Origin of the sequence: Pseudoduganella dura (assembly GCF_009727155.1) — a bacterium.
GTDB classification, from domain to species: domain Bacteria; phylum Pseudomonadota; class Gammaproteobacteria; order Burkholderiales; family Burkholderiaceae_D; genus Rugamonas; species Rugamonas dura.
On sequence record NZ_WNWM01000002.1, the window covers coordinates 5,268,496 to 5,292,794 of the forward strand.

Consider the following 24,299-nt stretch of genomic DNA (forward strand, 5'->3'; position numbering starts at 1 on the left):
TCACCTCGATGGAAGTTGCATTGTCACGGCAGGCGCCGCGGCCTTGCGCACCACGGCGTCGTAGGCCTCGATCGCATGCCGTGGCGCGGGCGTGAACCAGGCGTAGCCGTTGCGGCGCCCCTTCGAAATATGGTTGACGTCGTCCTGGATCGACTTGTCCCAGTCGCCGAAGATCGGCTTGCCGGTGCGGATGTCGTAGTTGCGCGACCAGATCGGGCCCGCGCCCGGCTGGTCGACGAGCTTGCGGCCTTCCTCGTCGCTTGTTTTCGTGAATGCCTTGTCGTGGATGGCATGCGCTCTGAGCCAGGCAATGCCGGCATCGACGGCCGCCTTCAGCTCGGGCGTGGGCCGCGGCTGGCGCATCAGGAACAGCAGCACCTCGGCGCTTTCGGCGCTGGCCAGCGAGCGCATTTCGTAGTTGCGCGCCGAAATGGGCGCCAGCGTCATCGCATCGACCTGCTGCGGCCAGATGGTGCGCCTGCCGTCCACCACCACCTGGGCGTCCAGTATCGGCTGCACGGCACGGGCGCTGGCGCTGCCGGCTTTCCGGCGCAGGTCTTTGGGCAGGAAGGCGAAGTCGGGGTGGCCCTCGGCGATATCCTCGAGGATCATCGCGGCCTCGGCCACGGCGTTGTCGTTGAAGGTGATGCCGTCGTGGAAGCCGCCTTCCAGCGGATAGACCTGCGGCCAGCCGCCGTTCGGATATTGCGCCATCAGCAGGTATTCGGTGGCGCGGGCGATGCTGGCCCGGCTCGCGTCGCCTTCCTTGCCGGGCAATCGCGCCTGCACCCGGCCCAGGAAGCGCATCTCGGTGGTCGTCGCGCCGTTGTCCAGCGTGCCGACGAAGGTCCAGAAGCGGTCGCGCGGGGCGTCGAAACTGCCGGTGTCCACGGCCATCGTCTCGGCATCGTTGGCGTAGCGCTGCCCCCGCAGCCGCGGCGCTCCGGTGCGGTCCTGGTTCTTGCTCCAGCCGCCCGACGGGGTCTGGAAGCTGATGATCGTGGCGGCGATGGCGCGCGCTTCCGGCGATCCGTACCAGGCGGCGTCGTTCTTGAGGGGCATCCTGCCGCTGCCGGCCACGGGTGGCGGTGGCGGCGCCTCGCCGGGCCGCAGTTCGGCGGCCAGCGTATCGCGGTCGAACCGGTGCTGTTTTTTCGAGCGGGCGATATAGTCGGCCCACGCCGCGCGTTGCGCGAAGGGCAGTTCGCCGAGGCGCTCCACGGCCACTTCCGGCGCCGGCGTGTTGGTGCCGATGACCGCGCCGGAGGCCGGCGAGGCGAGCGCGAGGCACATTGCACCCGCCACGGCGAATTGTCGGGGAAGTTTCATTGCTGTCTCCATTTCTTGACTTGCGTTCCCTCATCAACCGGACATGATGACCTCATCGGCCATCGATGCGGGCGAAAAACATGAAATTCGCAAACGGATGATTAAATCGGCATGCTCCCCAGCTAACCCTTCACTTCGTGCCGGCCTCCATGGTTGAATTGCCGGCCCCGATGCGATGCGTTCCCCGAACGCCCGTACCGGATGCCGCAACCCTCACCGACCTGGAAGGCTTACCGCGATGCGTCCGATTTCACTCTCCCGCCGCCGCCTGCTGCTGGGCGCCGCCGCTTCCGGGGCGGCGCTGGCGCTGCCCGCCGTCACGGCCGCCCCCATCGACCGCACCGGCGGCATCGACCGCAAGGCGCTGGTCACACGCCACAATCCGCGGCTCACCCGCGCCGATCCGTCCGCGCCGCTCATGCTGGGCAACGGGAATATCGGCTTCACGGCCGATATCACCGGCCTGCAGACCTTCACGGAGCCCTACAGCAGGATCGCGCCGCTGCTGACCGAGGCGCAGTGGGCGTGGCACAGCTTTCCGAATCCGCAGGGCCACACGGTCAGGGACACCCAGGTGGAGGTCGAGGTGCGCGGCCACACGCGCCGCTATGGCTACATCAGGGACTGGGCCGACGCGGCGAAGAACCCGGCGGTGGCGTGGATCCGCGAAAACCCGCACCGTTTCTCGCTGGGCCGCCTGGCGCTCGATCTGCGCGCGAAGGACGGCTCGCCGGCGCGCTTCGCGGACATCACCGGAACGCGCCAGGAGCTCGACCTGTGGACCGGCACGCTGACCAGCCGCTTCGCCTACGACGGCGAAACGGTCACCGTCGTCACCCGCGTACTGCCGGACCAGGACACGGTGATGGCCGAAGTGACATCCGCGCTGGTGAAGGCGGGGCGCCTGGGCGTTGCCGTGCGCTTCCCGGGCGTGTCGAAAACGCTCAATCCCGATCCGTCGGACTGGAGCGCATCCGCCGCGCACGCCACGACCGAGCTGTCGCGCAAGGACGGCGAGGTGCGCCTGCAACGGATCATCGACGACACCACGTATCACGCGGCCATCGGCGCACCGGGCGCGACCATCGAAAAAACGGCGGCGCACGCCTGGCGGGTCGGCGCGCCGGCCGCAACGCTGACCGTCATGGTGCAGTTTTCGCCGGAACCCGGGCCGGCCCTGCCGGGGCGAGTGGTGGCGGCGCGGTCGGCGGCGCGGCACTGGCTCGATTACTGGAGCAACGGCGGCATCGTCGATTTTTCGGGATCGACCGACCCGCGCGCCGGGGAGCTGGAGCGCCGCGTCATCCTGTCGCAGTACCTGATGGCGGTGAACGCCGCGGGCCGCTTCGCACCGCAGGAGGAAGGCCTGTTCTCCAACAGCTGGAACGGCAAGTCGCACCTGGAGATGCACCCGTGGCACGCGGCGCACTTCGCCCTGTGGGGCCGGCCGCGATTGCTGGAGAACAGCCTCGGCTGGTATGTGGGTTTCCTGCCGAAGGCCAGGGCGCGCGCGGCGGAGCAGGGCCTGAAGGGCGCGTGGTGGCCGAAGATGATCGGTCCGGATGGCGTCGACAGTCCGTCGAAGGTCTCGCCCTTCATCATGTGGCAGCAGCCGCACCCGATCTACATGAGCGAGCTGCTGCACCGGGCCGGCAGCCAGGGCGGCGACGGCGCCCGCATCCTGGCGACCTACGGGGAGCTGGTCGAGCAAACCGCGGACCTGCTGGCGTCGTTCGCCAGCCCGGACGGGCCGGGCGGCAGGGTGCGCCTCGGTCCGCCCATCATCCCGGTGCAGGAAAATTTCCCCCATGCGGGCACGTTCGATCCGGCCTTCGAGGTGGCCTACTACCGCTGGGGCATCGAGACGGCGCAGGCCTGGCGCGAACGCGCGGGCAAGGGCCGCCGCGCCGACTGGGACGCGCTGCTCGCCAGGTGGCCGGACCTGCCGCGGAAGGACGGCCTGTACCTGCCCGTTCGCTCGGAGCCCGGTTTCTGGGACAAGGCCGCGGGCGCCTGCAAGTCGAACGCGCTGGAGGAAACCTGCCAGAACCGCGACCACATGTCGTTCCTGATGCCGCTGGGCTGGCTGCCGGGCCGCGACGTGGACAAGGCCATCATGCGCCGCACGCTCGACCGCATGAAGCGCGACTGGGACCTGCGCCAGACCTGGGGCTGGGACTATCCGATGATGGCGATGACCGCGACGCGGCTGGGCGCGCCGGAAGAAGCCATCGACTGGCTGTTCTTCGACGCGAAGAACAACGCGTTCGGCACCAGCGGCATGACGCCGCGCGTGCACCTCGACGCCCACGCCGCCGCGTTCGTGCCCACGGCAACCGGGGCGGGCGCCCAGGCGGGGCCCGGGCAGGACGGGCCGGGCTACCAGCGGGCGGCGGAAACCTATTTCCCGTCGAACGGCGGGCTGCTGCTGGCGGTCGCGCTGATGGCGGGCGGCTGGGACGGGCAGGGCGGCGCCGCGCCCGGTTTTCCGAAAAGGGGCTGGAAGGTCAGGGCGGAAGGGCTGCTGCCGTCGCTGTGAACCGGCCGGCGTATGTGGCCGGCTGCTTCACCGGGCATGACGGTCGGACACCACTGCCGGCCCGGTCATTGCGATCACCCCGCGGCGCCGCCGGCGAATTCCAGCACGAGCCGGTTGAACGCCGCCGGGTGCGAGACGTTCATGCCGTGCGATGCGCCGGCGACGGTGCGCTTGTCCGCGTGCGGTATCCACTCCGCGAGCCGGTCGATGTTGTCGCGGTACATGCGCGGGCTTTTCTCGCCGCCGATCAGGAGGGTCGGGCATCGCACCTCGCCCGCCGCGGCGTGCTCGTATGCGGGCAACGGATCGCGGAACTGCTTGGGCAGCGTGCCGGCGTTGGCGACGGCCATCGTCCGGAACGCGGCGGAGCTCCTGCGCCAGATGCCGGGCATGCTGACCGAGTCGACGAACATTTCCAGGCCGGCGTCGATCGCGCCATTTTCGATCAGGTCGGCGACTTCGGCGCGCAGCGCATTGGTGGCCGCGGGCAGTGCGGCCTGCGCGACCCCGTCGATCCGCAACGGCCCGCCCGGATCGGCGAGCGTCAGTGTCTTCACCAGCGCCGGGTACTCGCGCGCCAGGTGGAAGGCCACGCATCCACCCCGCGAGTGGCCCACGAGATGGACCGGCCCGGCGTTCATCGCCGCGATGAACTGCGCCACTTCCGCCACGTGCGCCTTCCAGCTGAATTCTCCCCGCAGGCCGGTATCGTCCGCCGGCCAGTAATGGCTCAGGCTGACCGAAACGCACAGGAAGTGCCTGGACAGCGTGCGCGTCTGGCTGCTCCAGTAGCGCTGGTCGCACAGCGAGCCGTGAACGAACACCAGCGGTTCGCCGGCGCCGCTGGCGATGTACGGCACACGAATGCCCGAAGGGATCGTGGCGAAATACATCTCGGGGACTGCGATGACTGATGGATCGGTACGTGCGTTCATGGTCGGGCTCCTTTCCAATACTATGCACGCTGGAGTTCTCCAAGAAAATCGCATAATATTGAAGTGAACTATCAGATATTCTGATAGCGTTATTTCGAAGTTACTTTTTTGGATGACGATGAAGGCACTCGACCTCGATGTACTGACCATGATCGTGGCCGTTGCCGACACGGGCAATATCAGCCGCGCGGCGGAAGTGGTGCACCGCTCGCAGTCGGCGGTGAGCATGCAGATCAAGACGCTCGAGACCGCGCTCGGCAAGCCGCTGTTCGTGCGCGGATCGCGCAGCGTCACGTTGACGCAGGATGGCGAGGTGCTGCTGATGTTCGCGCGCCGCATGCTCGCGCTGCGCGATGAAGCGTGGGCCGCGGTGGTGCGGCCCGACATCAGCGGCCGCGTCGTCATCGGCGTGCCCGACGATTATGCGTCGTCGCTGCTGCCGTCGATCCTGAAGAAATTTTCCGCCACCTATCCGAAGGTCGAGATCCAGGTAGTCGGGCTGCCCAGCGTGGCGCTGGCGCCGATGGTCAAGGATGGCTCGGTGGACCTGGTCTGCGCCACGCGCGTGAAAGGTCTCTCGGGCGAGTTCATCCGGTTCGAACCGATGGTGTGGGCCGCGTCGCCCGGCGCGCGCGAACTGTGGCGCGAGCGGCCGCTGCCGATTGCCGTTTTCCTGCCGGGCAGCGTGGCGCGCGAGAACGCGATCCGCAGTCTCGAACGGGCCGGGATTTCCTATCGCACGTCGTATGAAAGCCCCAGCCTGATGGGCCTGCTCAGCATGGTCGAGGCCGGGCTGGCGGTGGCGCCGCTGGCGCGCTGCGCGGTGCCCGCGCATCTCACCCTGCTCGGCCAGGCACAGGGCTTGCCGGAAATCGACCCGCTGGAAGTGATCCTCGCGCGCAGCGCCAGGTCGAAGCGCGCGCCGTGCGATTTTCTCGCTGAGAAAATCATGTCGGAATTGCGGCGTTGACGACTCGCTGGCGGATATTCCGGTGCCATCGCCTCGTTGCTTCATGCGTTTTTCATGGCAGGCCGGCTGAAGAGGGTTGATTCAACTTTCCGGACGATTTTCTGCCGATACCGTTTATAAATTCCGGCAGCGATTTAAAAAGGGCGAATCGTCCCAATATGACTGTTGTCATCAATCGCTTCTGGATCAGGGCACTCCCGCACCTCGACCTCATCGGCATTCGTGAGAAAAGGTGACTATATGGAAATTTATCGTGCTGAAGGCGTGGAAATCTACCGCGCCTATGCGAAGGCTGCCGCGGAAGAGCACGCCATAGCGCATGAGCTGGCACAATGCGCAAAAATCGACGTGTATCACTTGCTGGCTTCCGACCTGTTCATTCGTGTTGCGGCAGCCCGGTCGAATACCGTCGCGGCGTTTGCCAGGCTCAAGGAGTTCGAATCCGTGCTGTGAGGCCGAGCCCGGATTGCCGCTGCAGGATCAGGCAGGGTGCCGGGGCGGCTGCCCGCGCAGCGCATCGTACTCCTCGTCCGTGAACAGGCGCGAGCGGGTGAGGAAACGCCGCCCGGTGCCGTTATCGAGCGAGAACATGCCGCCATTGCCGGCCACCACGTCGATGATCAGCTGGGTGTGCTCCCAGTAAGCAAACTGCTCCGAGCCGATGTAGAACGGCGAGCCATCCAGGTCGCCAAGGCAGACGTCGCTGTCGCTCACGTTGAATTCCCCCGCGGCGTAGCACATCGGCGCGCTGCCGTCGCAGCAGCCGCCGGACTGGAAGAACATCAGCGCGCCGTGGCGCTCCCGCAGTTCGCCGAGGAAGGCCAGCGCGGCGGGCGTCGCCGTCACGCGGTGGATTTGCATGGCCATGGCATCCTTGAATGGAAGGTCTCCAGTCCCCGTGCGCGACCGCACGGGGACCGCCTGCGTCAGAAGAAGCCCAATGCCTTCGGGCTGTAGCTCACCAGCAGGTTCTTGGTCTGCTGGTAATGGTCGAGCATCATCTTGTGGTTCTCGCGGCCGATGCCGGACTGCTTGTAGCCGCCGAACGCGGCGTGCGCCGGATACAGGTGGTAGCAGTTGGTCCACACGCGCCCGGCCTGGATCGCCCGGCCCACGCGGAAGGCGCGGCTGCCGTCGCGCGTCCACAGGCCGGCGCCGAGGCCATACAGCGTGTCGTTGGCGATGCGCAGCGCGTCGGCTTCGTCCTTGAACGTGGTCACGGACACCACCGGCCCGAAGATCTCTTCCTGGAAGATGCGCATGCCGTTGTCGCCCTTGAACACCGTAGGCCGCACATAGAAGCCGCCGGACAGGTCGCCCTCGATCGTGGCGCGCTCGCCGCCGGCCAGCACCTGCGCGCCTTCCTGGCGGCCGATATCGAAGTAGGACAGGATCTTTTCCAGCTGCTCCTGCGATGCCTGGGCGCCGATCATCGTGGCGGCGTCGAGCGGATTGCCGGCCTTGATCTTCGCCACCCGCGCCAGCGCCCGTTCGATGAACTTCTCGTAGATCGATTCCTGCACCAGCACGCGCGAAGGGCAGGTGCAGACTTCGCCCTGGTTCAGCGCGAACATCGCGAAGCCTTCCAGGCACTTGTCGAAGAAGTCGTCGTCGGCATCCATCACGTCCGCGAAGAAGATGTTCGGCGACTTGCCGCCCAGTTCCAGCGTGACCGGGATCAGGTTCTGCGCGGCGTACTGCATGATCAGCCGGCCGGTGGCGGTCTCGCCGGTGAACGCGATCTTGGCGATGCGCTTGCTCGACGCCAGCGGCTTGCCCGCTTCCAGGCCGTAGCCGTTGACGATGTTCAGCACGCCCGCCGGCAGCAGGTCGCCGACCAGTTCGACCAGCACCATGATCGATGCCGGCGTCTGCTCGGCGGGCTTGAGCACCACGCAGTTGCCGGCCGCGAGGGCGGGGGCCAGCTTCCACACGGCCATCAGGATCGGGAAATTCCACGGAATGATCTGGCCCACCACGCCCAGCGGTTCGTGGAAGTGGTAGGCATAGGTTTCATCGTCGATCGTCGCGATCGAGCCTTCCTGCGTGCGGATGCAGCTGGCGAAATAGCGGAAGTGGTCGATCGCCAGCGGAATGTCGGCCGCCTTCGTTTCGCGGATCGGCTTGCCGTTGTCGATGGTTTCGGCGGTGGCCAGCAGTTCGAGGTTCTGCTCCATGCGGTCGGCGATGCGGTTCAGGATGTTGGCGCGCTCGGCCGGCGATGTCTTGCCCCAGGCTTCCTTCGCGGCGTGGGCGGCGTCGAGCGCCAGCTCGATGTCTTCCGCCGTCGAACGGGCCACTTCGCAGAACGGCTGGCCGGTGATCGGAGTCACGTTGGCGAAATATTCGCCCCTGGCCGGTGCGACGAAGCGCCCGCCGATGTAGTTGTCGTAGCGTTCCCGGAACGGGTTGGCAACGCCCAGCTTGCTGATGTCGGCGAGATTCATTTGTCTTCCTCCATTTGCTGTTTTGATTGATGGTGTGCTTGTGTGCTGTGCCTGCAGTGCTGCGCTTGAATGCTGTCATCATCGGCTCATATTATGCTCCCGATATTGCCGCATTTTTCCCTCGTACATGAATTTTCAGGCGGTGCCGGAGCCGGCTTTGCAACGCGCCGGGTGTTCGCGGCCTTTGCCGGGAGACGCGAACTCGCACATGGCCGGCACATGTGCAAGAATGCCTGATGACGAAGAAACCGGACTTCTCGGCGCTGTTCACCGCATCGCCGTATCCCTACCTGCTCATCGATACCGGCTTCGTGATCATCGGTGCGAATCCCGCCTACCTGCACGCCACGGGGCGGACCGCGGACGATCTCGTGGGGCGGCATGTCTTCGATGCGTTTCCGGCCAATCCCGCCGACCCGGATTCCACCAACCTGGACGAAGTGCGGCTGTCGATCGAACGCGCCATCGCCACGCAAAAGCCGCACACCAGCGCATTGCTGCGCTACGCCGTGCCCAGTGAAACGGCCGAAGGAGGATTCGAAGACCGCTACTGGAGCGCCATCCACACCCCGGTGTTCGACGCCGCGGGCGCGGTGGTGTTCGTGGCCCAGAACGCGATCGACGTGACGGACCTGTACCGGTTCGACACGGCGACGAAAAAATACTACCTGAAGCAGGATGCCAACGCGGTGCCCGACGTGCCGCACATGAACCGGCCGCAAATGCACGAGGCGATGACGCGCATCCTGAGCGCGGAACGCGGCCAGCTGCAGACATTGTTCGACCAGGCCCCGGGATTCATCGCCGTGCTGACCGGTCCCGAACACGTGTTCGAGATGGCCAACGATGCGTATTACCAGCTGGTCGGATACCGGGACATCCTCGGCAAGCCCGCCCTGCAGGCCTTGCCTGAACTGGCCGCGCAGGGTTTCAACGAACTGTTGCGCAATACCTATCAAACCGGCATCCCGCTCGTGCTGCGCGAGCGCAAGATCGTGCTGCAGCGCCAGCCCGGCGCGCCCCTGGAAGACCGGTACGTGGACCTGCTGTACCAGCCGATCCGGGACCACGACGGCCGGGTGACGGGCATTTTTGCGCAGGGCAACGATGTCACCGTCGCCCACGAGGCCAGCCGCGCGCTGTCCGAAAAGATCGGGCAGCTCGAGGAAGCGCGATCGAGCCAGGCGTTCCAGCTCGAACTGGCCGACCGCATTCGACAGCTGGACACGCCCGACGCCATCACCGCGGCCGCCTGCGAACTGCTGGGCCGCAAGCTCGAGGTGTCGCGCGTGCTGTATGCCGAGGTGGATGACGGGATGGGCACCGTCTACGTCCGCCGCGACTGGACCGCGGAAGGTTTCGCCAGCCTGGTAGGGCAGACCATGACCATGGACGACTTCGGGCCGGAGATGATCGCCGTATTGCGCTCGGGCAAGCCTGTCGTCAACGACGACGTCGGGCTGGATCGCCGCACCGCGCATCACGCCCGCGCCTACGCGGCGATCGGCGTGCGCGCCGACCTGCTCGTGCCGCTCGTCAAGGCGGACAGGCTGCATGCCGTGCTGACGGTCCACAGCGCGATGCCGCGTGTGTGGCAGGACAAGGAACTGCAGCTGGCCCAGGAACTCGCCGAGCGGACCCGCTCGACAGTCGAGGCCGCCCAGGCGCAGGCGGCGCTGCGTGCCGAGCGCGACCAGAGCCAGTACATCTTCGACAGCATGACCGAAGGCTTCGCGGTGCTCGACCGGCACTGGACCATCCTGCGCATGAATGCCGAAGGCCTGCGGCTGACGCATCGTGCTCCGGCCGACGTGATCGGGCGCAACCACTGGGATGTGTTCCCCGACCTGAAGGATACGGAGACGGAGACGATCTATCGCCGTGTGATGGCAACGGGCAGGGCCGAGATCGTCGAGCTGGCCTACGCATTGCCGGACGGGGCCCGGGCGTGGATGGAAATACGTACCTATGGCTCGGCCGATGGCGGCATCGCGTTCTTCTTCCGCGACGTGACCGAACGCCGGCTGGCGCAGGAGCAGCTGACCACGGCCGACCGGCGCAAGGACGAATTCCTGGCCATGCTCGCGCACGAGCTGCGCAACCCGCTGGCACCGATCGGCGCGGCGGCCGAGCTGCTGCAGCTGGCCAAGCTCGACGGTGCCCGCGTGCGCCGCACCAGCCAGATCATCGGCCGGCAGGTCGACCACATGACCCACCTGATCAACGACCTGCTGGACGTGTCGCGCGTGACGCGCGGCCTGGTCACGCTGGACAAGGCGCCGCACGACATCCGCCATGTCGTCGCCGAAGCGGTGGAGCAGGTCACGCCGCTGATGCAGGCGCGGCGCCACCAGCTGGCCTTGCACCTGCCGCCCGAAACGACGATGGTGGACGGCGACCGGAAGCGCCTGGTGCAGGTGATCGCCAACATATTGAACAATGCCGCCAAGTACACGAACGAGGGCGGCCACATCGTGCTCCGGACCGACGTGCGGGGCGCCCACGTGCAGGTGGAAGTGACCGACGACGGTGTCGGCATGTCGCCGGACCTGGTCGGGCATGCGTTCGAGCTGTTCGCGCAGGCCGAGCGCACGCCGGACCGTTCCGCGGGCGGCCTGGGCCTCGGCCTGGCGCTGGTGAGAAGCCTGGTCGAACTGCACGGCGGCACGGTCACCTGCCGCAGCGAAGGCGCGGAATGCGGCAGCACGTTCACCGTCTGCCTGCCGCGGCTGCAGATGCCGGACACCCCCGACGACCTGCCAGGCGGCGAGCCCGTCGGCGAGCCCGCCGCCCGGCCGCTGCGGATCCTGGTGGTGGACGACAACGCCGATGCCGCGATGATGCTGGCCATGGTGCTGGAAACAGCGGGCCACCGGGTGGCGGTCGAGCATTCGGCCCGGCAGGCACTGGTGCGAGCGCGCGCCGAGCGGCCCGAGGTCTGCCTGCTCGATATCGGCTTGCCCGGCATGGACGGCACCGAACTGGCGCGGGCCTTGCGCGCGATGCCCGAAACCGCCGGCGCGCTGCTGGTCGCGGTAACGGGCTATGGCCAGGAAAGCGACCGCCGGCGCACGCTCGCCGCCGGCTTCGATCGCCACTTCGTCAAGCCGCTGGACGTCAAGACCCTGCTTTCGCTGCTCGCGCAACCCCGCTGAGGCGGCGGAATTTCCGCCAGCCGCACACATCAAAAGGCTTACAATCAAGCAGCATGGGGGCCGGGACTATCCAGTGGAGGCAGCGATGAAGCGACGCGACTTCGTACGAAGGGGGGCGGGCCTGTCGATGGGGGCGCTGTGTTCCGGCGCCTTCGCGCTGGACGCGGCCGGCGGCCGGAAGGTCTACCTGCATTATTCCCAGCAAGAGCTGGACGACGCATATTCCGACGCCAGGTGGGCGCCGAACATGCGGCAATTGCTGGACCGGCAGGCCGCCGCGGGCGCCAGGGTGCGCGCGCAGTATCGGCCGAAGACGATCAGCTATGGCAGCGGGCCGGCGGAAACGCTGGACGTGTTTTCCCCCGGGTTTTCGCGGCATCGCGCCGGCGTCGCGCTTCCGGCGATGATCTTCATCCATGGCGGGAACTGGCGGGTCGGCACCAAGGAATCGGTTTCCTTCCTCGCCCCCACTTTCCTGAAGCACGGTGCGCTCTTCATCGCGCCCGAATTCGATCCCCTGCCGGGAAACACGCTGCCGGGCATGGTGGACCAGTGCCGGCGCGCGATCCTGTGGGTCCGGAACAATGCCGCGGCGCTGGGCGCCGATCCGGAGCGACTATATATTGCCGGGCACTCGGCCGGCGGTCATGTCGCCGCCGTATTGCTCGCCACCGACTGGGAACGGCTCGGCGCGCCGCCCGGCCTGCTGAAAGGCGGGCTCGTGCTCAGCGGCCTGTGCGATCTCGAACCGGTGGTGCTGGCCGCCGGCAACCGGCACGTGAAACTGACGCCGGCCGAACTGATCGAACTGAGTCCCGTCCACAGGCTGCGCCTGGTGGACTGCCCGGTGATCGTTGCCTGGGGCAGCGGCGACAGCCCGGAGTTCAGGCGGCAGGGCGAACTAATGGCCCGCCACCTGCGCTCGGCCGGGCGCCTGGCCGGAACGTACGTGCTGGACGACGTGAACCACTTCGAGATCCTGGATGTGCTGGCAACGGACGGAGCGCCGCTGGCGGCGGGAACCCTGGCATTGATCGGGTAGGCGCACAGGTGTGGCCCGGAGCGGAATAGGTACAATGTCCTTTCCACCACCGAAAGGACGCATATGACCCAGCTTCACGACATCCCGTTAAAGCGCATCGACGGTACCAGCGACACGCTGGGCGCGCACAGCGGCAAGGTGCTCCTCGTCGTCAACGTGGCATCGAAATGCGGGCTCACGCCGCAGTACGCCGGCCTCGAGGCGCTGTACCGCGACAAGCGCGCGCAGGGCCTGGAAGTGCTGGGCTTTCCCGCCAACGACTTCATGGGCCAGGAGCCGGGTACCGATGCCGAGATCAGCTCGTTCTGCTCGCTGAACTACGACGTGAAGTTTCCGCTGTACTCGAAAATCTCGGTGCTCGGCGACGGCCGGCACCCGCTGTATGCCGCGCTGGTCGCGGCCCGGCCGGAAGCCACCGGCGACGGTCCGTTCCGCGAAAAGCTCACGCAATACGGCGTGCACCCGGCCAGCAGGGAAGACGTGCTGTGGAACTTCGAGAAGTTCCTGATCGGCCGCAACGGCGACGTGGTGGGCCGCTTCGCGCCGGATGTCACCGCCGACGACCCGCGGCTCGTTGCCGCGATCGACGCCGAACTCGCCAAGGCTTGAGCGCCGCGGCGATGCCCCTGCCGCGTGACCGCATGCGCCCGCGCGCAGGCGGGCGGGATGCTGCCCGCGCCGGATGCGCGGGATGGCCGTCGGCGCGGCATGCGGGCAACGGATCCGCCCGGACCGCCGGCACGCCATGGAACTGATCGATCTCGTCCTGAAAGCCGGCCGCTCGGCCGTCGAGCTGTCGCTGTTCGTCCTGCTGCCGATCATGGTCGTCATGCTGTGCCTGATGCGGCTGCTGGAAGCGCGCGGCGTGATGGACTGGGCCGTCGCCAGGCTGGCGCCCGTGCTCAGGCCGGCCGGTCTCACGGGCCTGAGCGTTTTCGCCGCGCTGCAGATCAGCTTCGTCAGTTTCGCCGCGCCCGTGGCCACGCTGGCGATGATGGAAGGGCGCGGCGCATCGGACCGGCACCTCGCCGCCACGCTCGCGATGGTCTTCGCGATGGGCCAGGCAAACGTGATGTTCCCGATGGCGGCGCTGGATCTGCGGCTCGGCCTGGCACTGGCGTTGTCGCTGGCCGGCGGCCTGCTCGCCGCCGCGGCCACGTTTTACTGCTTCGGCCGTGGCCTGTCCACGGCCGAAAAGCCGATGGACGAAACCCTGAAGCATCCGGTGGCCGAGGATGGCAAGGGCATCCTCGACGTCATCAACCGGGCCGGCGCGGAGGCGTTCAGGATCGCCGTGGGCGTGATACCGATGCTGGTGCTGTCGCTGGTCGCCATCACCTTCCTGCGCCAGCTCGGCCTGTTCGCCTGGCTGACCGGCCTGCTTGCGCCGCTGCTGGCGGCGGCGTCCATCGATCCGGCCATGATCCCGCTCACGCTGACCAAGGCGCTGGCCGGCGGCACGGCGGTGCTCGGCCTGATGAACGACATGCACCGCGACGGCACGGCGAATGCGAGCCTGGTCAACGGGAGCGCGGGCTGGCTCATCCACACGCTGGACGTTCCCGGCGTCGCCATCCTCATTTCCGCGGGCAAGCGCGTGGCCAGGGTGTGCACGCCCGCGGTGCTGGGCGGGTGCGTCGGCATCGCCTTGCGGACCGCCGGCCACGCCGCGCTGGGCTGACCCCCTTGCCAGAGCGGCATCTTCAACCTACAGGAACGCCGGCATGGCAACCATCAATCCACTGGAAGTCGAATTCACCGCCATCCGCGCCCAGGGGCCGGGCGGCCAGAATGTCAACAAGGTCTCGTGCGCCGTGCACGCGCGCTTCGACATCGCCGCATCGTCGTTGCCGCCCGCGGTCAAGGAACGCCTGCTGTCGCTGCGCGATGCGCGCATCACGCAGGAAGGCGTGCTGGTACTGAAGGCGCAGGGTTCGCGCAGCCTCGAACAGAACAAGGAAGATGCCTTGCGGCGCCTGCAGGCGCTGGTCGACCAGGCGGCGTTCGTTCCCGTCGTGCGGCGCGCCACCCGGCCGACACGCGGCTCGCAGGTGCGCCGCGTCGATGCCAAGGTGCGCAGCGGGAAGATCAAGGCGTTGCGGGGCAGGGTGACGGACTGACCCCGACGTCGCGACCCTCTGGCTACCCTCAGGCTGCACGCTTGGCCGCGCCGACCGGCGCGACGAACGCCAGCGCCTCCTCGAACGACTGCAGCACCATGTCGACGCGCTCGGCCACGAGAGCCGCATCGGCCTGCACGTCCTCCCTCGGCCGTATCGTCAGCAGCGGCGCATCGGGCAGGTTTTCGCGCAGGGCGGCCACCGCTTCGCTCCACGCGTCGAACGCCGTGTCCATCGGATACGCCACGAACACGGTCGACACCAGGTGTTCGGCATCCGGGCGCGCTTCCTCGTCGCCATCGTCGAGCACGATGCTGCGCGCATCGATGCCCGCTTCGCGGAACGCCAGTACCAGCAGCTCGCAGCGGAATTCCTCGCGGATGTTCGGGAACCCCACGCTGAGGATGATCGAACGCGCCGGCACGTCGAGCGAGCCTTGCCAGCGGCCAAGCCGCTCTTCCCGCTTGTGCCGCAGGTGCGCGCCGATGCTCTCGTTGAGCATCGATACGTTCAGGCGGCGCGCACGCGCTGTCTTGCCGGCCGCCAGCGTATCGGCCACGGCGGCGATGGTGGCGCGCAGGCGCTGTTCCTGTGCCTTGTCGGCCAGCCCGGCGCGCAGGTCGGCGACCGCCAGCGTCAGGCCGGGCAGCAGGACCTGGTCGCAGTAGCGGGCCAGCGTGGATTTGCGCAGGAACACGCGCGCGTCCTGGATGATCGCAGCCGCATCGCCGGAGAGGGCGCGGTGATAGAAGCGCTGCGCGGCGCTGGCGTCCGGCGACTCGGCCAGCAGGATGCTGACCGGCTCGAGCCCCTTCACGTAGCGTCCGGCCACCACCAGGCACAGCGTAAGCGGCGTGGACAGCAGCAGGCCCACCGGCCCCCATACCGCGCTCCAGAACAGCGCCGAGACGATGATCGCCAGGGCCGACATGCCCGAGCTGTGCCCGTAGACGCGCGGCTCGATCACGTTCGCCAGCACGACTTCGAGTGCGACGAACAGCCCCAGTGCCAGCAGGGCCAGCGACCAGCCGGGGTCGACCGCGGCGGCGAACACGGCGATCGCGCCGCCGGCGATCAGCGCGCCGATGTAGGGAACGAAGCGCAGCACCGCGCACAGCGCCGCCCACAGCACCGCATGCGGGATGCCGATCAACCACAGGATCAGGCCGATGACCGCGCCGAACACGATATTGACCACGAACTGGGAAAAGAAAAAGCGCGATACGCCCTGCGCGGCATCCTCGAGCCCCTTCAGCGTGCGACTCACCTCGCGCTGTCCGGTCAGGCGGATCACCCGGTCGCGCAGGTTTTCCTGGTCGAGCAGGATGAAGATCAGCAGTACCAGTACCAGGCCGATCGCGCCGAGCGGGCCCGAAACCACGCCAATGGCCCTGGTCAGCGAATCCTGCGTCGAGACGGGCTCCCGGATCACCACCGGAACCGGCTGGGTGGCGCCGCGGCGGGAGCGCAGCGAGGTCGCGGCGGGCGGCGCGGACTGCACGCCTTCCAGCAGCTCGGTCGGCAGGCGCGACAGGGGCTGCTCGGTCAGCACCTGCACTTCCTTGAGCTTGGCGCGGATCTCTGCCCGGTACTGGGGCAGGTCCGTCGTCAGCGCGAACAGCTGGGCCGCGAGCACGATGGCCGCGCCCGCGATCGCCGATATCACGAGGCCCAGCGTGATGAAGATCGACGTGGTTCGCGACAGGCCCAGAGTGCCGATGGCACGGATCAGCGGCGCCAGCGCGAGGCTGAGCACCAGCGCCAGCGTGATGGGTTGCAGCACCTCGCGGCCGAAGTGCAGCAGCGCGATTGCGCAGGTGACGGTGACGAGGAAGTTGGACGGGCGTTTCGGGAACATGGAGGGCCGGTATCGACATCCGCCGCGCGCCGCGCCGGACGGGCAGGGCGCGCAATGGACGAGTTGAACATGCCGGGATGATAGTGCACTTCCGCCCCGGCGCGCGCGGATGTCGGCGATGGGAGTGGTGCGGGCGCACCGTGCACGCCCGGGCAGCAGCGCCGCCGGAACGGAAAGTCATGCGTCGTCGCGGCTCCCGGCAAGACTTGGTCACTTTTTCCAGGACTCTGCTACAATAACTAAACGCAATACATATTGATTCATATCAATGAATTATTGTCGTGTTCCAGTTCGACAACGAGTGCCATCGTCGAGCTGTCGTCGGCCCAAACATCGCCGGCAGTTTAACCATCCATCACCCGCCATCCACTGGAGCCTTGAGCCATGCGCATCAAATCCGTACTGCTGTCCCTTTCCGCCCTGATCGCGCTGCACGCCGGCGCCGCCACCAATCTGGTCGCCAACGGCAACTTCGAAAAAACCACCGGCGGCACCAACAAGCAGCTGTCTTCCACCGTTACCAGCGAAGCCAACCGCACTACCCTGGAAGGCTGGACCAGCAGCAACGGCAACGACGGGGGCTACAACTTCGTGCTGGACACCAAAATCGCCAACACCTGGGACTCGGCCATCTGGCTGGAGGACAACGGCAATGGCTACAGCGCTTCGCTCGGCCACGGCAACGTTTTCGCCTCGGATGCGCTGTATTGGCCTGGCACGCTGTCGCAGGCCATCGACGGCCTGACGGTCGGCAGCACGTACACGCTGACGTTCGAGTATGCCCTGGCGCAGCAGGTCGGATTCGCAGGGGCCAACAGCGACAATTACTGGCAGGTGGGCTTTGGCGGCAGCACTGCGAACAGCACCGCGCTGAGCATTGAAGACAATGGCTTCAGCGGTTGGAAGACGGCGAGCATGACCTTCACCGCCAGCAGCGCCAGCCAGGCGTTGTCGTTCCTGGCCAAGGGCACCGCGCCCGGTGCCCCGCCGTTCCTGCTGCTCGATGGCGTGTCGCTGGTGTCGGCCGTGCCCGAGCCGTCGACCTGGGGCATGCTGCTCGGTGGCCTGTGCCTGGGCGGCTTCGCGGCGCGCCGCCGCGCTGCGAAGCGGGCATGATCGGGGCAAAGGCGCAGCAGTAAACCGCCGTACCGGAGTACCGCCATGCACGTTTCCCTCGATGAATTCGCCGCCACGGCACTGCGCCTTGCCATCTGGCTGGCATTGCTGACGGCGCTGTTCGTGCCCCTCGAGCGCTGGTTCGGCGCGCGCCATGCGCCGCGGCCACGCCGCGAACGGCTCCACGACCTCGCGTATTACGTGACCAGCAGCCTGGTGCCGGCCGTGATGCTCGGCGTACCGGTGGCCATGCTCGCCGCCGCCGCCCGGCACCTGGTGCCGGTCCCGCTGACCACGGCCGTCCAGGCACTGCCGCCGGCGCTGCATGTCGCGCTGGCCTTCGTGGTCGCCGAAACCGGTTTCTACTGGGGGCACCGGCTCAGTCATGAGCTGCCGTGGCTATGGCGTTTCCATGCGCTGCACCACGCCACGGAGCACATGCACTTCCTGGCCAATACGCGCTCGCATCCGGTGGACATGGTCGTGACCCGGCTGTTCGGCCTGGTGCCGTTGTATCTGCTGGGCCTGGCCGGACCGGGTGCCGCGGGCACCGCCGCGCCGGCGCTGTTGCTGGTAGCGGGCACGCTGTGGGGGTTCTTCATCCATGCCAACGTGCGCTGGCGGCTCGGCCCGCTCGAATGGGTAGTAACCACGCCGGCCTTCCACCACTGGCACCACAGCCGCACCGACCACATCAACCGCAACTATGCGTCCACGCTGCCGTTCCTGGACCGGCTGTTCGGCAGCCACTATCTGCCGCGCCACTGGCCGGCCGAGGTGGGCACCGATACGCCGCTGGCCACCACGCTGGCCGGGCAGGTGTTTGATCCGCTGCTGCCTCGAAAGAAGGGTGTGTCCCCACCGCCGGTGGAACGGCCGCTTTGAACGGTATGCGAAAAGCGCATGAGTTAGCGTGAAATACTTCGTTACTTATAATTAGGGCAGCAATTATTCTTTGCGCACTTTTTCACGTGCAAGGAAACCCATGGCAACTGCTCCCCGCATGCAGCGCGTTTTGCAACGAAGCCTGCTTGGCCTGTTTCTTGGCCTGCTTACCGCCAGCGCCCTGGTCCTGGCAGGCTGTGGCAGTTCCGATTCGCCGCCCGACGTTGCCGCGGCGCCGGTGGCCGCCAAGAAAAAACCGAACATCCTCTACATCATGGCGGACGATCTCGGCTATTCCGACATCGGCGCCTTCGGTGGCGAGATCGACACCCCCAACCTCGATGCGCTCGTCAGGCAGGGGCGCCTGCTGACCAACCACCACACCGGCACGGTGTGCGCGATCACGCGCGCCATGCTGGTTTCGGGTACCGACCACCACCTCGTGGGCGAAGGCCACATGGGTGCGCCGAACGACGAGCGCAAGGGCTTGCCCGGCTACGAGGGCTTCCTGAACGAAAGCTCGCTGTCGTTCGCCCAGCTGCTGCGCGACAACGGCTACCACACGTACATGGCCGGCAAGTGGCATCTGGGGTCGGCCATCGCCGGCGGCGCCGTGACCACCGCCGGCAAGACGCCGGACCAGTGGGGCTTCGAGCGCAGCTACGCGCTGCTGGGAGGCGCCGCGGCCAACCACTATGCCCATGAAAGGGCGAACTCCAGCAATTACACGGAAGACGGCAAATTCGTGCAGCCGGGCCAGCCGGGCCAGCCGGGCGGCACCGGCGCCGAACCGTTCTATTCGACCGATTTCTATACCAGGCGCCTGATTTCCTACATCGACCAGAACAAGGGCGACGGCAAGCCGTTCTTCGCCTATGCCGCCTACACGTCGCCGCACTGGCCGTTGCAGGTGCCGGAGCCATGGCTGTCCAAGTACAAGGGCAGGTACGACGCGGGCTACGAGGCGGTGCGCGACGCGCGCATCGCCCGGCAGAAGCGGCTCGGCATCATTCCCGCCGACTTCAAGCCTTACGGCGGCGCGCCGGAGACGCTGGCGAGATCGCCGGCCACGGCCGGCTTCAATACGCCGGGCGCGAAGTACATCAACGCCAACAACGGCCTCGCCCAGGGTTACACGGAATACGGTGCGGGCAAGGTCAACAAGAAATGGGCGAGCCTGACGCCGCTGGAGAAGAAAGCCCAGGCGCGCTACATGGAAATCTACGCCGGCATGGTCGATAACCTCGACCACAACATCGGCCTGCTGATCCAGCACCTGAAGGACATCGGCGAATACGAGAACACCTACATCATGTTCCAGTCCGATAACGGGGCCGAGGGCTGGCCGAACGACGGCGGCGCCGATCCGCGGCTGGCCGACGAAGCCAATGCCGCCGAACCGGTCTATTCCACCCTGGGCACCGACAACGGCGCGCAGGCGGCGAAGCGCCTGCAGTACGGCCTGCGCTGGGCCGAGGTCAGCGCCACGCCGTTCCGCCTGACCAAGGGCTACGCCGGCGAAGGAAGCGTCGCCACGCCCGTGATCGTGCGCCTGCCGGGGCAGACCGCGCGCCTGCCCGACCTGAACGCGCTGACCCATGTCACCGACAACACCGCCACCTTCCTGGCGCTGGCCGGCATCGACTTGCCGGGGCAGCCGGCGCCCAGGTCCATCGACCCTGCGACCGGCCTGGACCGCAACGCGGGCAAGGTCGTCTACAACGGCCGCAATGTCTATCCCGTCACCGGCAAGTCCCTGCTGCCGCTGCTGCAAGGGCAGGCGCTGGCCGTGCGCAGCGAACCGCTGGGACACGAGTCATACGGCCGCGCCTACCTGATCAGCGCCGACGGCAAGTGGAAGACCCTGTGGAACGAACCGCCGGTGGGCCCGCTCGACGGCCACTGGGAGCTGTTCGACCTGACGACCGACCGCGGTGAAACCACCGACCTGTCCGCGCGCAATCCGGGCCTGACCAGCACCATGGTGCTGCAATGGCAGGAATTCATGAAAGGCGTGGGCGGCGTCGAACCGTTGAAGCCGCAAGGCTACTACTGATGCGCGTGACAACACGCGGCCCGGCACTGCGGCTGGCAATCGGCGCGGGCGTGCCGGCGCTGCTGGTCGTGCTGTTCCTGCTGGCTCGCCCCGGCACCGGCGCCGAACCGGCGGGCAAGGCGGCGCCGGCCCGGCTCGGCGACGAGCAGGCGTGCGCCGCCTACGGCGGCCTGCCGGCGGGCTGGGGCAGCGATGCGCATGCGGGCATGGTGCATGTCGACGGCGGCAGCTTCGTCTTCGGCAGCGAGCGCGGTTATCCGGACGAGCGGCCGGCGCAGCCCGGCCTCACGCGCGTCAAGGGCTTCTGGATCGACCGCACCGAAGTCACGCTGGCGCAGTTCGCCGCCTTTGTCGCGGCAACCGGCTACGTGACGGAGGCGGAACGGCAAGGCGCGGCCGCGGTGTTCCATGTGCCAACAGCCGGGGAGCTGGCCAGCCGCCCCTATGCATGGTGGACGCTGCAGAAGGGCGCCCAGTGGCGCGGGCAGCCGCCAGGCAATGGCAACCTGCCGGTGACGCTGGTGACGCAGGCCGACGCGCTGGCCTATGCCCGCTGGCTGGGCCGCGACCTGCCCACCGAAGCCGAATGGGAATATGCCGGCAAGGCCGGCCGCAGCGACGGACAGCTCGACACCGCGCCCGCCGATGCGCAGGGCAAGCCGGGGGCCAACTATTGGCAGGGGGCGTTCCCGCAGATGGACGCGGGAACCGACGGCCATGCCGGCCTGGCGCCCGTCGGCTGCTACGCGGCCAACGGCTTCGGGCTGCACGACATGATCGGCAATGTGTGGGAGTGGACATCCGATCCCTACACGGGCCCGCGCCAGCCGCATGCGAACGGCGATACGGCCGTGGCGGCGGGCAGCGCGCGCGCTGCCGCTGCGGCGATGGTGATCAAGGGCGGTTCGTTCCTGTGCTCGCCGGACTATTGCGTGCGCTATCGCGCCTCGGCACGCGAGTCGCAGGAGCGCGACCTGGCGGCGGCGCACATCGGCTTCCGCACGGTGCGCCGGGACTGAGGGGGGCGAGGGACTGTTACGGGAAAACGCTCGCCGCTCCACCGGGCGTCATATCAGCCGATCTGCTGTCACGATATGCGTGCCCGGCTGCGGGCATAGCGCTGCCGCCAGCAAGGCCTGGGCAATACGCGCCGCCGGATTGACCCGCCAGCGCCTCGGCAGCAGCGGGCCGGCCAGCGTCAATCCCGATACAAGAAGCCGCTCGCCCAGCCGGAACTGCGCGCGCTCGCCGCCGATGACACCGGGCCGCACGAACGTCAGCGACATGAAGGATTCGCTGGCCAGATCCTGCTCCAGCTCCCCCTTGACCCGGTTGTAGAAAAAGCGCGAGCCGGGATCGGCGCCGATCGCCGAATTCAGTACGAAGGTCGGTGTGCCATGCATGCGGGCCAGCCGTGCAACGGCCAGCGGGTAATCATGGTCGACAGTGCGAAAAGCGGCCTGCGACCCGGCCACCCGCATGGTGGTGCCGAGGGTGCAGATCACGGCATCGGCGCGCCACCATGAGGCTTCCTGGTCAAGATGGCCGAAATCCACGCGTGGCGACGACAGCTTGGGATGCGGCGGCAGCGCGCCGCGGCCGGGCGCAATCACCGCCGCGATTCGCGGATCGGCAAGCGCCAGGTCCAGTGTGTGGCGTCCCACCAGGCCCGTCGCGCCGACCAGCAGCAGTTTTGCGTTGGCGGTCATGAGGCGCATCCCCGCCTGGGCAGTTGCGATGCGGTGAATGGCTTCGACAACGTATGCGGCGCCATGGCCTGGACAGGGATGCAGTGAATCATTTCTCGAACTGGTGGTAAACCTTGGCGATGACCTGCCAGTCGCCGCCGATCTTGATCAACGTCAGGTAGTCATTATAGTCGGCGCCGATGGCATCCTGTTCCATGTCTACCCGGACGACGGCCGTGGTCGGAGTGATCGCGAGAACGTCCAGCCGCGTAGTAATTGCCGGCGCCTTGCCGTTCTTCGTCACGAAATCGTACAGATTTGCAATGGGACCGCCAAGCAGGGCGCCATTCGTGAAACCATACATTACCGCATCCTTGTGAAACGCCTGGGCAATATGCTCGACGCTGCCGATGCGCAGACCGTCAACGTATTTCTGCGCTACGGCAATCACGCCGTTGTAGTCAGCCGTCGGTACCGCCTTGATATTGGTGTTCATTACTTGCTCCTGTCCAGTTAAAGCGCTTGCGGCGCGGGCGTTACGGTGGACCTGCCACGCATCGGGAAATGCGGCGAGGCGGGTCATCAGGGCGCGGCGTGGGTGTGGTGAATCTTGCTGACAACCGTCCACTCGCCTTCGACTTTCATCAGCAAGTACCGGCCGGCCAGTCGGTGTAGCCTTTGGCGCCGCCGTTGTAATAAGACTCGCGCGGCGCGATCGCCAGCTCCTTGCCGCGGCGCAGGCGTTCCACCAGGTCCGGGTTGGAAATGAACAATCGCCCGAACGCCACTGCATCGATCTTTTTATCGGCCCGACGCGCGATGGCCAGATCCAGGTCGTAGCTGTTATTGCCGATGTAGGCGCCCGTGAACAAGGCACGCAGGTGATCCAGGTCCACCCCGGCTGAAACATTGCGCGAACCGCCCGTCGCGCCTTCGACGAAGTGCATGTAGGCCAGCTTGAAGCGGTTGAGTTGCTGGATCAGGTGGCCGTAGGTGGCCATCACGTTGCTGTCCAGTGGCGTATTGCCGGCATCGGGCGACACGGGCGACAGGCGAATGCCGACCCGGTCGCTGCCCCAGATCTCGGCGACCGCTTCGGTTACTTCGAGCGTCAGGCGGGTGCGGTTCTCGACAGAGCCGCCATAATGGTCGGTGCGATGATTCGTCGAGTCACGCAGGAATTGATCCAGCAGGTAACTATTGGCCGAGTGTACTTCCACGCCATCAAACCCGGCTCGCCTGGCATTCCGGGCGGCATGCCGGTATTGCTCGATAACGCCAGGAATTTCGTTCGTTTCCAGAGCGCGTGGCATCGATACCGGCACGAACCCGGCGGTGGTGTAAGTGTTACCTTCGGCCTTGATCGCCGAAGGCGCAACGGGCGCTTCGCCATCGGGTTGCAGTTCCGTGCTGGAGAATCGGCCGACGTGCCACAGCTGCAGCACGATCTTGCCACCGGCGCCATGCACCGCATCGGTAACCTTTTTCCATCCTTCGACCTGCTCATCGGTCCAGATGCCCGGGGTGGCGGCGTAGCCGCGGCCCTGCGCGGAAATGTTCGTCGCCTCGGCCACGATCAGGCCGGCGCCCGCCCGTTGGGCATAGTAGGTGGCGTGCAGTTCACCCGGGATGCCGTCTTCACCGTAGCGGCTGCGGGTAACCGGTGCCATCACGATCCGGTTGGCGAGTGCGAAGGCGCCCATCCGGGCAGGAGAAAACAGGTCGGTACGTGTTTGGTTATCAGTCATGTGAATCCTTGGTTGACCAGGCGTCCATGCTGGTCTGAAAATGTGGCTCATTCGATGAGCTGCCGGCTTGTAGCGATTGTGTCCCGCAGCGTGGTGCTGAATCCACTGCCGGAGCCACTGCCACAGCTCGGGAAATCTTTATGTGCCCAGTGCCTTGTTCAAAGTGTCCGACCAGCTTAACAGGTGCATAATCCGAAATAATTACCCTTGCAGGCATTTAACTCATGCAGAAAACGCAGGAATACCGTGGGCGTGCCAGTATTGAAGAGCTCGATGCGTTTATCGCTGTCATCGAGACTGGCAGCTTTACCGAAGCCGCCAGGGCGCTGGAACGCGATGCCACGATCATTTCACGGCGGGTGTCCCGGTAGCTCCGCCAGGACAGGCGTCGAGACTTTGCACAGCGCGACC

General features: G+C 66.9%; 21 protein-coding genes. 13 read left to right on the forward strand and 8 right to left on the reverse strand.

What is annotated here, in order from left to right; genetic code table 11:
• On the reverse strand, window positions 1-1,329 hold the full coding sequence (pelA, locus tag GJV26_RS23160) for a pectate lyase (RefSeq protein WP_216643152.1): 1,329 nt from the start codon (window positions 1,327-1,329) through the stop codon (window positions 1-3).
• Between the two features lie 238 nt (window positions 1,330-1,567).
• On the opposite strand from pelA, the gene GJV26_RS23165 reads away from it, so the two are divergent.
• The gene (locus GJV26_RS23165; protein ID WP_155711038.1) at window positions 1,568-3,868 is read left to right on the forward strand and encodes a hypothetical protein; all 2,301 of its coding nucleotides are present in this window, start codon (window positions 1,568-1,570) and stop codon (window positions 3,866-3,868) included.
• 74 nt (window positions 3,869-3,942) lie between these two features.
• Here GJV26_RS23165 and GJV26_RS23170 read toward each other — a convergent pair whose 3' ends face one another.
• Complete coding sequence (locus tag GJV26_RS23170; RefSeq protein WP_155711039.1) at window positions 3,943-4,803, reverse strand: alpha/beta fold hydrolase; 861 nt, start codon at window positions 4,801-4,803, stop codon at window positions 3,943-3,945.
• A 118-nt stretch (window positions 4,804-4,921) separates the two neighbouring features.
• Between GJV26_RS23170 and GJV26_RS23175 the strand changes: the two genes are divergently transcribed.
• Window positions 4,922-5,773, forward strand: coding sequence for a LysR substrate-binding domain-containing protein (locus GJV26_RS23175; protein WP_173346250.1), 852 nt, complete (start codon window positions 4,922-4,924; stop codon window positions 5,771-5,773).
• Window positions 5,774-6,013: 240 nt separating this feature from the next.
• On the forward strand, window positions 6,014-6,226 hold the full coding sequence (locus GJV26_RS23180; protein WP_155711040.1) for a hypothetical protein: 213 nt from the start codon (window positions 6,014-6,016) through the stop codon (window positions 6,224-6,226).
• 27 nt (window positions 6,227-6,253) lie between these two features.
• Here the strand turns inward: GJV26_RS23180 and GJV26_RS23185 are convergent, their stop codons facing one another.
• Entirely contained in the window at window positions 6,254-6,640 is a 387-nt protein-coding gene (locus GJV26_RS23185) for a DUF779 domain-containing protein (RefSeq protein WP_155711041.1), read from the reverse strand.
• A gap of 59 nt (window positions 6,641-6,699) precedes the next feature.
• On the reverse strand, window positions 6,700-8,220 hold the full coding sequence (gene adh, locus GJV26_RS23190; protein WP_155711042.1) for an aldehyde dehydrogenase: 1,521 nt from the start codon (window positions 8,218-8,220) through the stop codon (window positions 6,700-6,702).
• A 236-nt stretch (window positions 8,221-8,456) separates the two neighbouring features.
• On the opposite strand from adh, the gene GJV26_RS23195 reads away from it, so the two are divergent.
• From GJV26_RS23195 to arfB, 5 genes are all read left to right on the forward strand, one after another.
• Window positions 8,457-11,375 carry a hybrid sensor histidine kinase/response regulator gene (locus tag GJV26_RS23195; RefSeq protein ID WP_155711043.1) on the forward strand — a complete coding sequence of 973 codons (2,919 nt, stop codon included), beginning with the start codon at window positions 8,457-8,459 and terminating at the stop codon, window positions 11,373-11,375.
• 85 nt (window positions 11,376-11,460) lie between these two features.
• Window positions 11,461-12,417: an alpha/beta hydrolase gene (locus tag GJV26_RS23200; RefSeq protein ID WP_216643153.1), complete on the forward strand. Its 957-nt coding sequence runs from the start codon at window positions 11,461-11,463 to the stop codon at window positions 12,415-12,417.
• 63 nt (window positions 12,418-12,480) lie between these two features.
• Window positions 12,481-13,026, forward strand: coding sequence for a glutathione peroxidase (locus GJV26_RS23205; protein WP_155711044.1), 546 nt, complete (start codon window positions 12,481-12,483; stop codon window positions 13,024-13,026).
• Window positions 13,027-13,162: 136 nt separating this feature from the next.
• Window positions 13,163-14,098, forward strand: a complete 936-nt coding sequence (locus GJV26_RS23210) for a nucleoside recognition domain-containing protein (protein WP_155711045.1) — start codon at window positions 13,163-13,165, stop codon at window positions 14,096-14,098.
• A 43-nt stretch (window positions 14,099-14,141) separates the two neighbouring features.
• Window positions 14,142-14,537, forward strand: coding sequence for an alternative ribosome rescue aminoacyl-tRNA hydrolase ArfB (gene arfB, locus GJV26_RS23215; RefSeq protein WP_155711046.1), 396 nt, complete (start codon window positions 14,142-14,144; stop codon window positions 14,535-14,537).
• 28 nt (window positions 14,538-14,565) lie between these two features.
• Here the strand turns inward: arfB and GJV26_RS23220 are convergent, their stop codons facing one another.
• Window positions 14,566-16,395 (reverse strand): AI-2E family transporter, encoded by a 1,830-nt coding sequence (locus GJV26_RS23220; protein WP_155711047.1) that lies wholly within the window; start codon window positions 16,393-16,395, stop codon window positions 14,566-14,568.
• Between the two features lie 384 nt (window positions 16,396-16,779).
• Between GJV26_RS23220 and GJV26_RS23225 the strand changes: the two genes are divergently transcribed.
• The 4 genes from GJV26_RS23225 to GJV26_RS23240 all read left to right on the forward strand — a co-directional run bounded on the left by GJV26_RS23225 (window position 16,780) and on the right by GJV26_RS23240 (window position 21,471).
• Window positions 16,780-17,511: a PEP-CTERM sorting domain-containing protein gene (locus GJV26_RS23225; RefSeq protein ID WP_155711048.1), complete on the forward strand. Its 732-nt coding sequence runs from the start codon at window positions 16,780-16,782 to the stop codon at window positions 17,509-17,511.
• 45 nt (window positions 17,512-17,556) lie between these two features.
• A complete protein-coding gene (locus tag GJV26_RS23230) occupies window positions 17,557-18,396 on the forward strand; it encodes a sterol desaturase family protein (protein ID WP_155711049.1) in 840 nt (279 codons plus the stop codon).
• A gap of 118 nt (window positions 18,397-18,514) precedes the next feature.
• Complete coding sequence (locus GJV26_RS23235; RefSeq protein ID WP_155712671.1) at window positions 18,515-20,452, forward strand: arylsulfatase; 1,938 nt, start codon at window positions 18,515-18,517, stop codon at window positions 20,450-20,452.
• Window positions 20,452-21,471 (forward strand): formylglycine-generating enzyme family protein, encoded by a 1,020-nt coding sequence (locus tag GJV26_RS23240; protein WP_155711050.1) that lies wholly within the window; start codon window positions 20,452-20,454, stop codon window positions 21,469-21,471. The genes GJV26_RS23235 and GJV26_RS23240 overlap by 1 nt, the downstream gene beginning before the upstream one ends.
• 48 nt (window positions 21,472-21,519) lie before the next feature.
• On the opposite strand, the gene GJV26_RS23245 is transcribed toward GJV26_RS23240, so the two are convergent.
• The 3 genes from GJV26_RS23245 to GJV26_RS23255 form a co-directional block, all read right to left on the reverse strand.
• Entirely contained in the window at window positions 21,520-22,161 is a 642-nt protein-coding gene (locus GJV26_RS23245) for a Rossmann-fold NAD(P)-binding domain-containing protein (RefSeq protein WP_155711051.1), read from the reverse strand.
• Window positions 22,162-22,249: 88 nt separating this feature from the next.
• Window positions 22,250-22,636, reverse strand: a complete 387-nt coding sequence (locus GJV26_RS23250) for a nuclear transport factor 2 family protein (RefSeq protein ID WP_155711052.1) — start codon at window positions 22,634-22,636, stop codon at window positions 22,250-22,252.
• A 148-nt stretch (window positions 22,637-22,784) separates the two neighbouring features.
• A complete protein-coding gene (locus tag GJV26_RS23255) occupies window positions 22,785-23,888 on the reverse strand; it encodes an alkene reductase (RefSeq protein WP_155712672.1) in 1,104 nt (367 codons plus the stop codon).
• Between the two features lie 224 nt (window positions 23,889-24,112).
• Here GJV26_RS23255 and GJV26_RS23260 point away from each other — a divergent pair, with 224 nt between their 5' ends.
• The gene (locus GJV26_RS23260) at window positions 24,113-24,259 is read left to right on the forward strand and encodes a LysR family transcriptional regulator (RefSeq protein WP_155711053.1); all 147 of its coding nucleotides are present in this window, start codon (window positions 24,113-24,115) and stop codon (window positions 24,257-24,259) included.
• The last annotated feature ends 40 nt before the right edge of the window (window positions 24,260-24,299 follow it).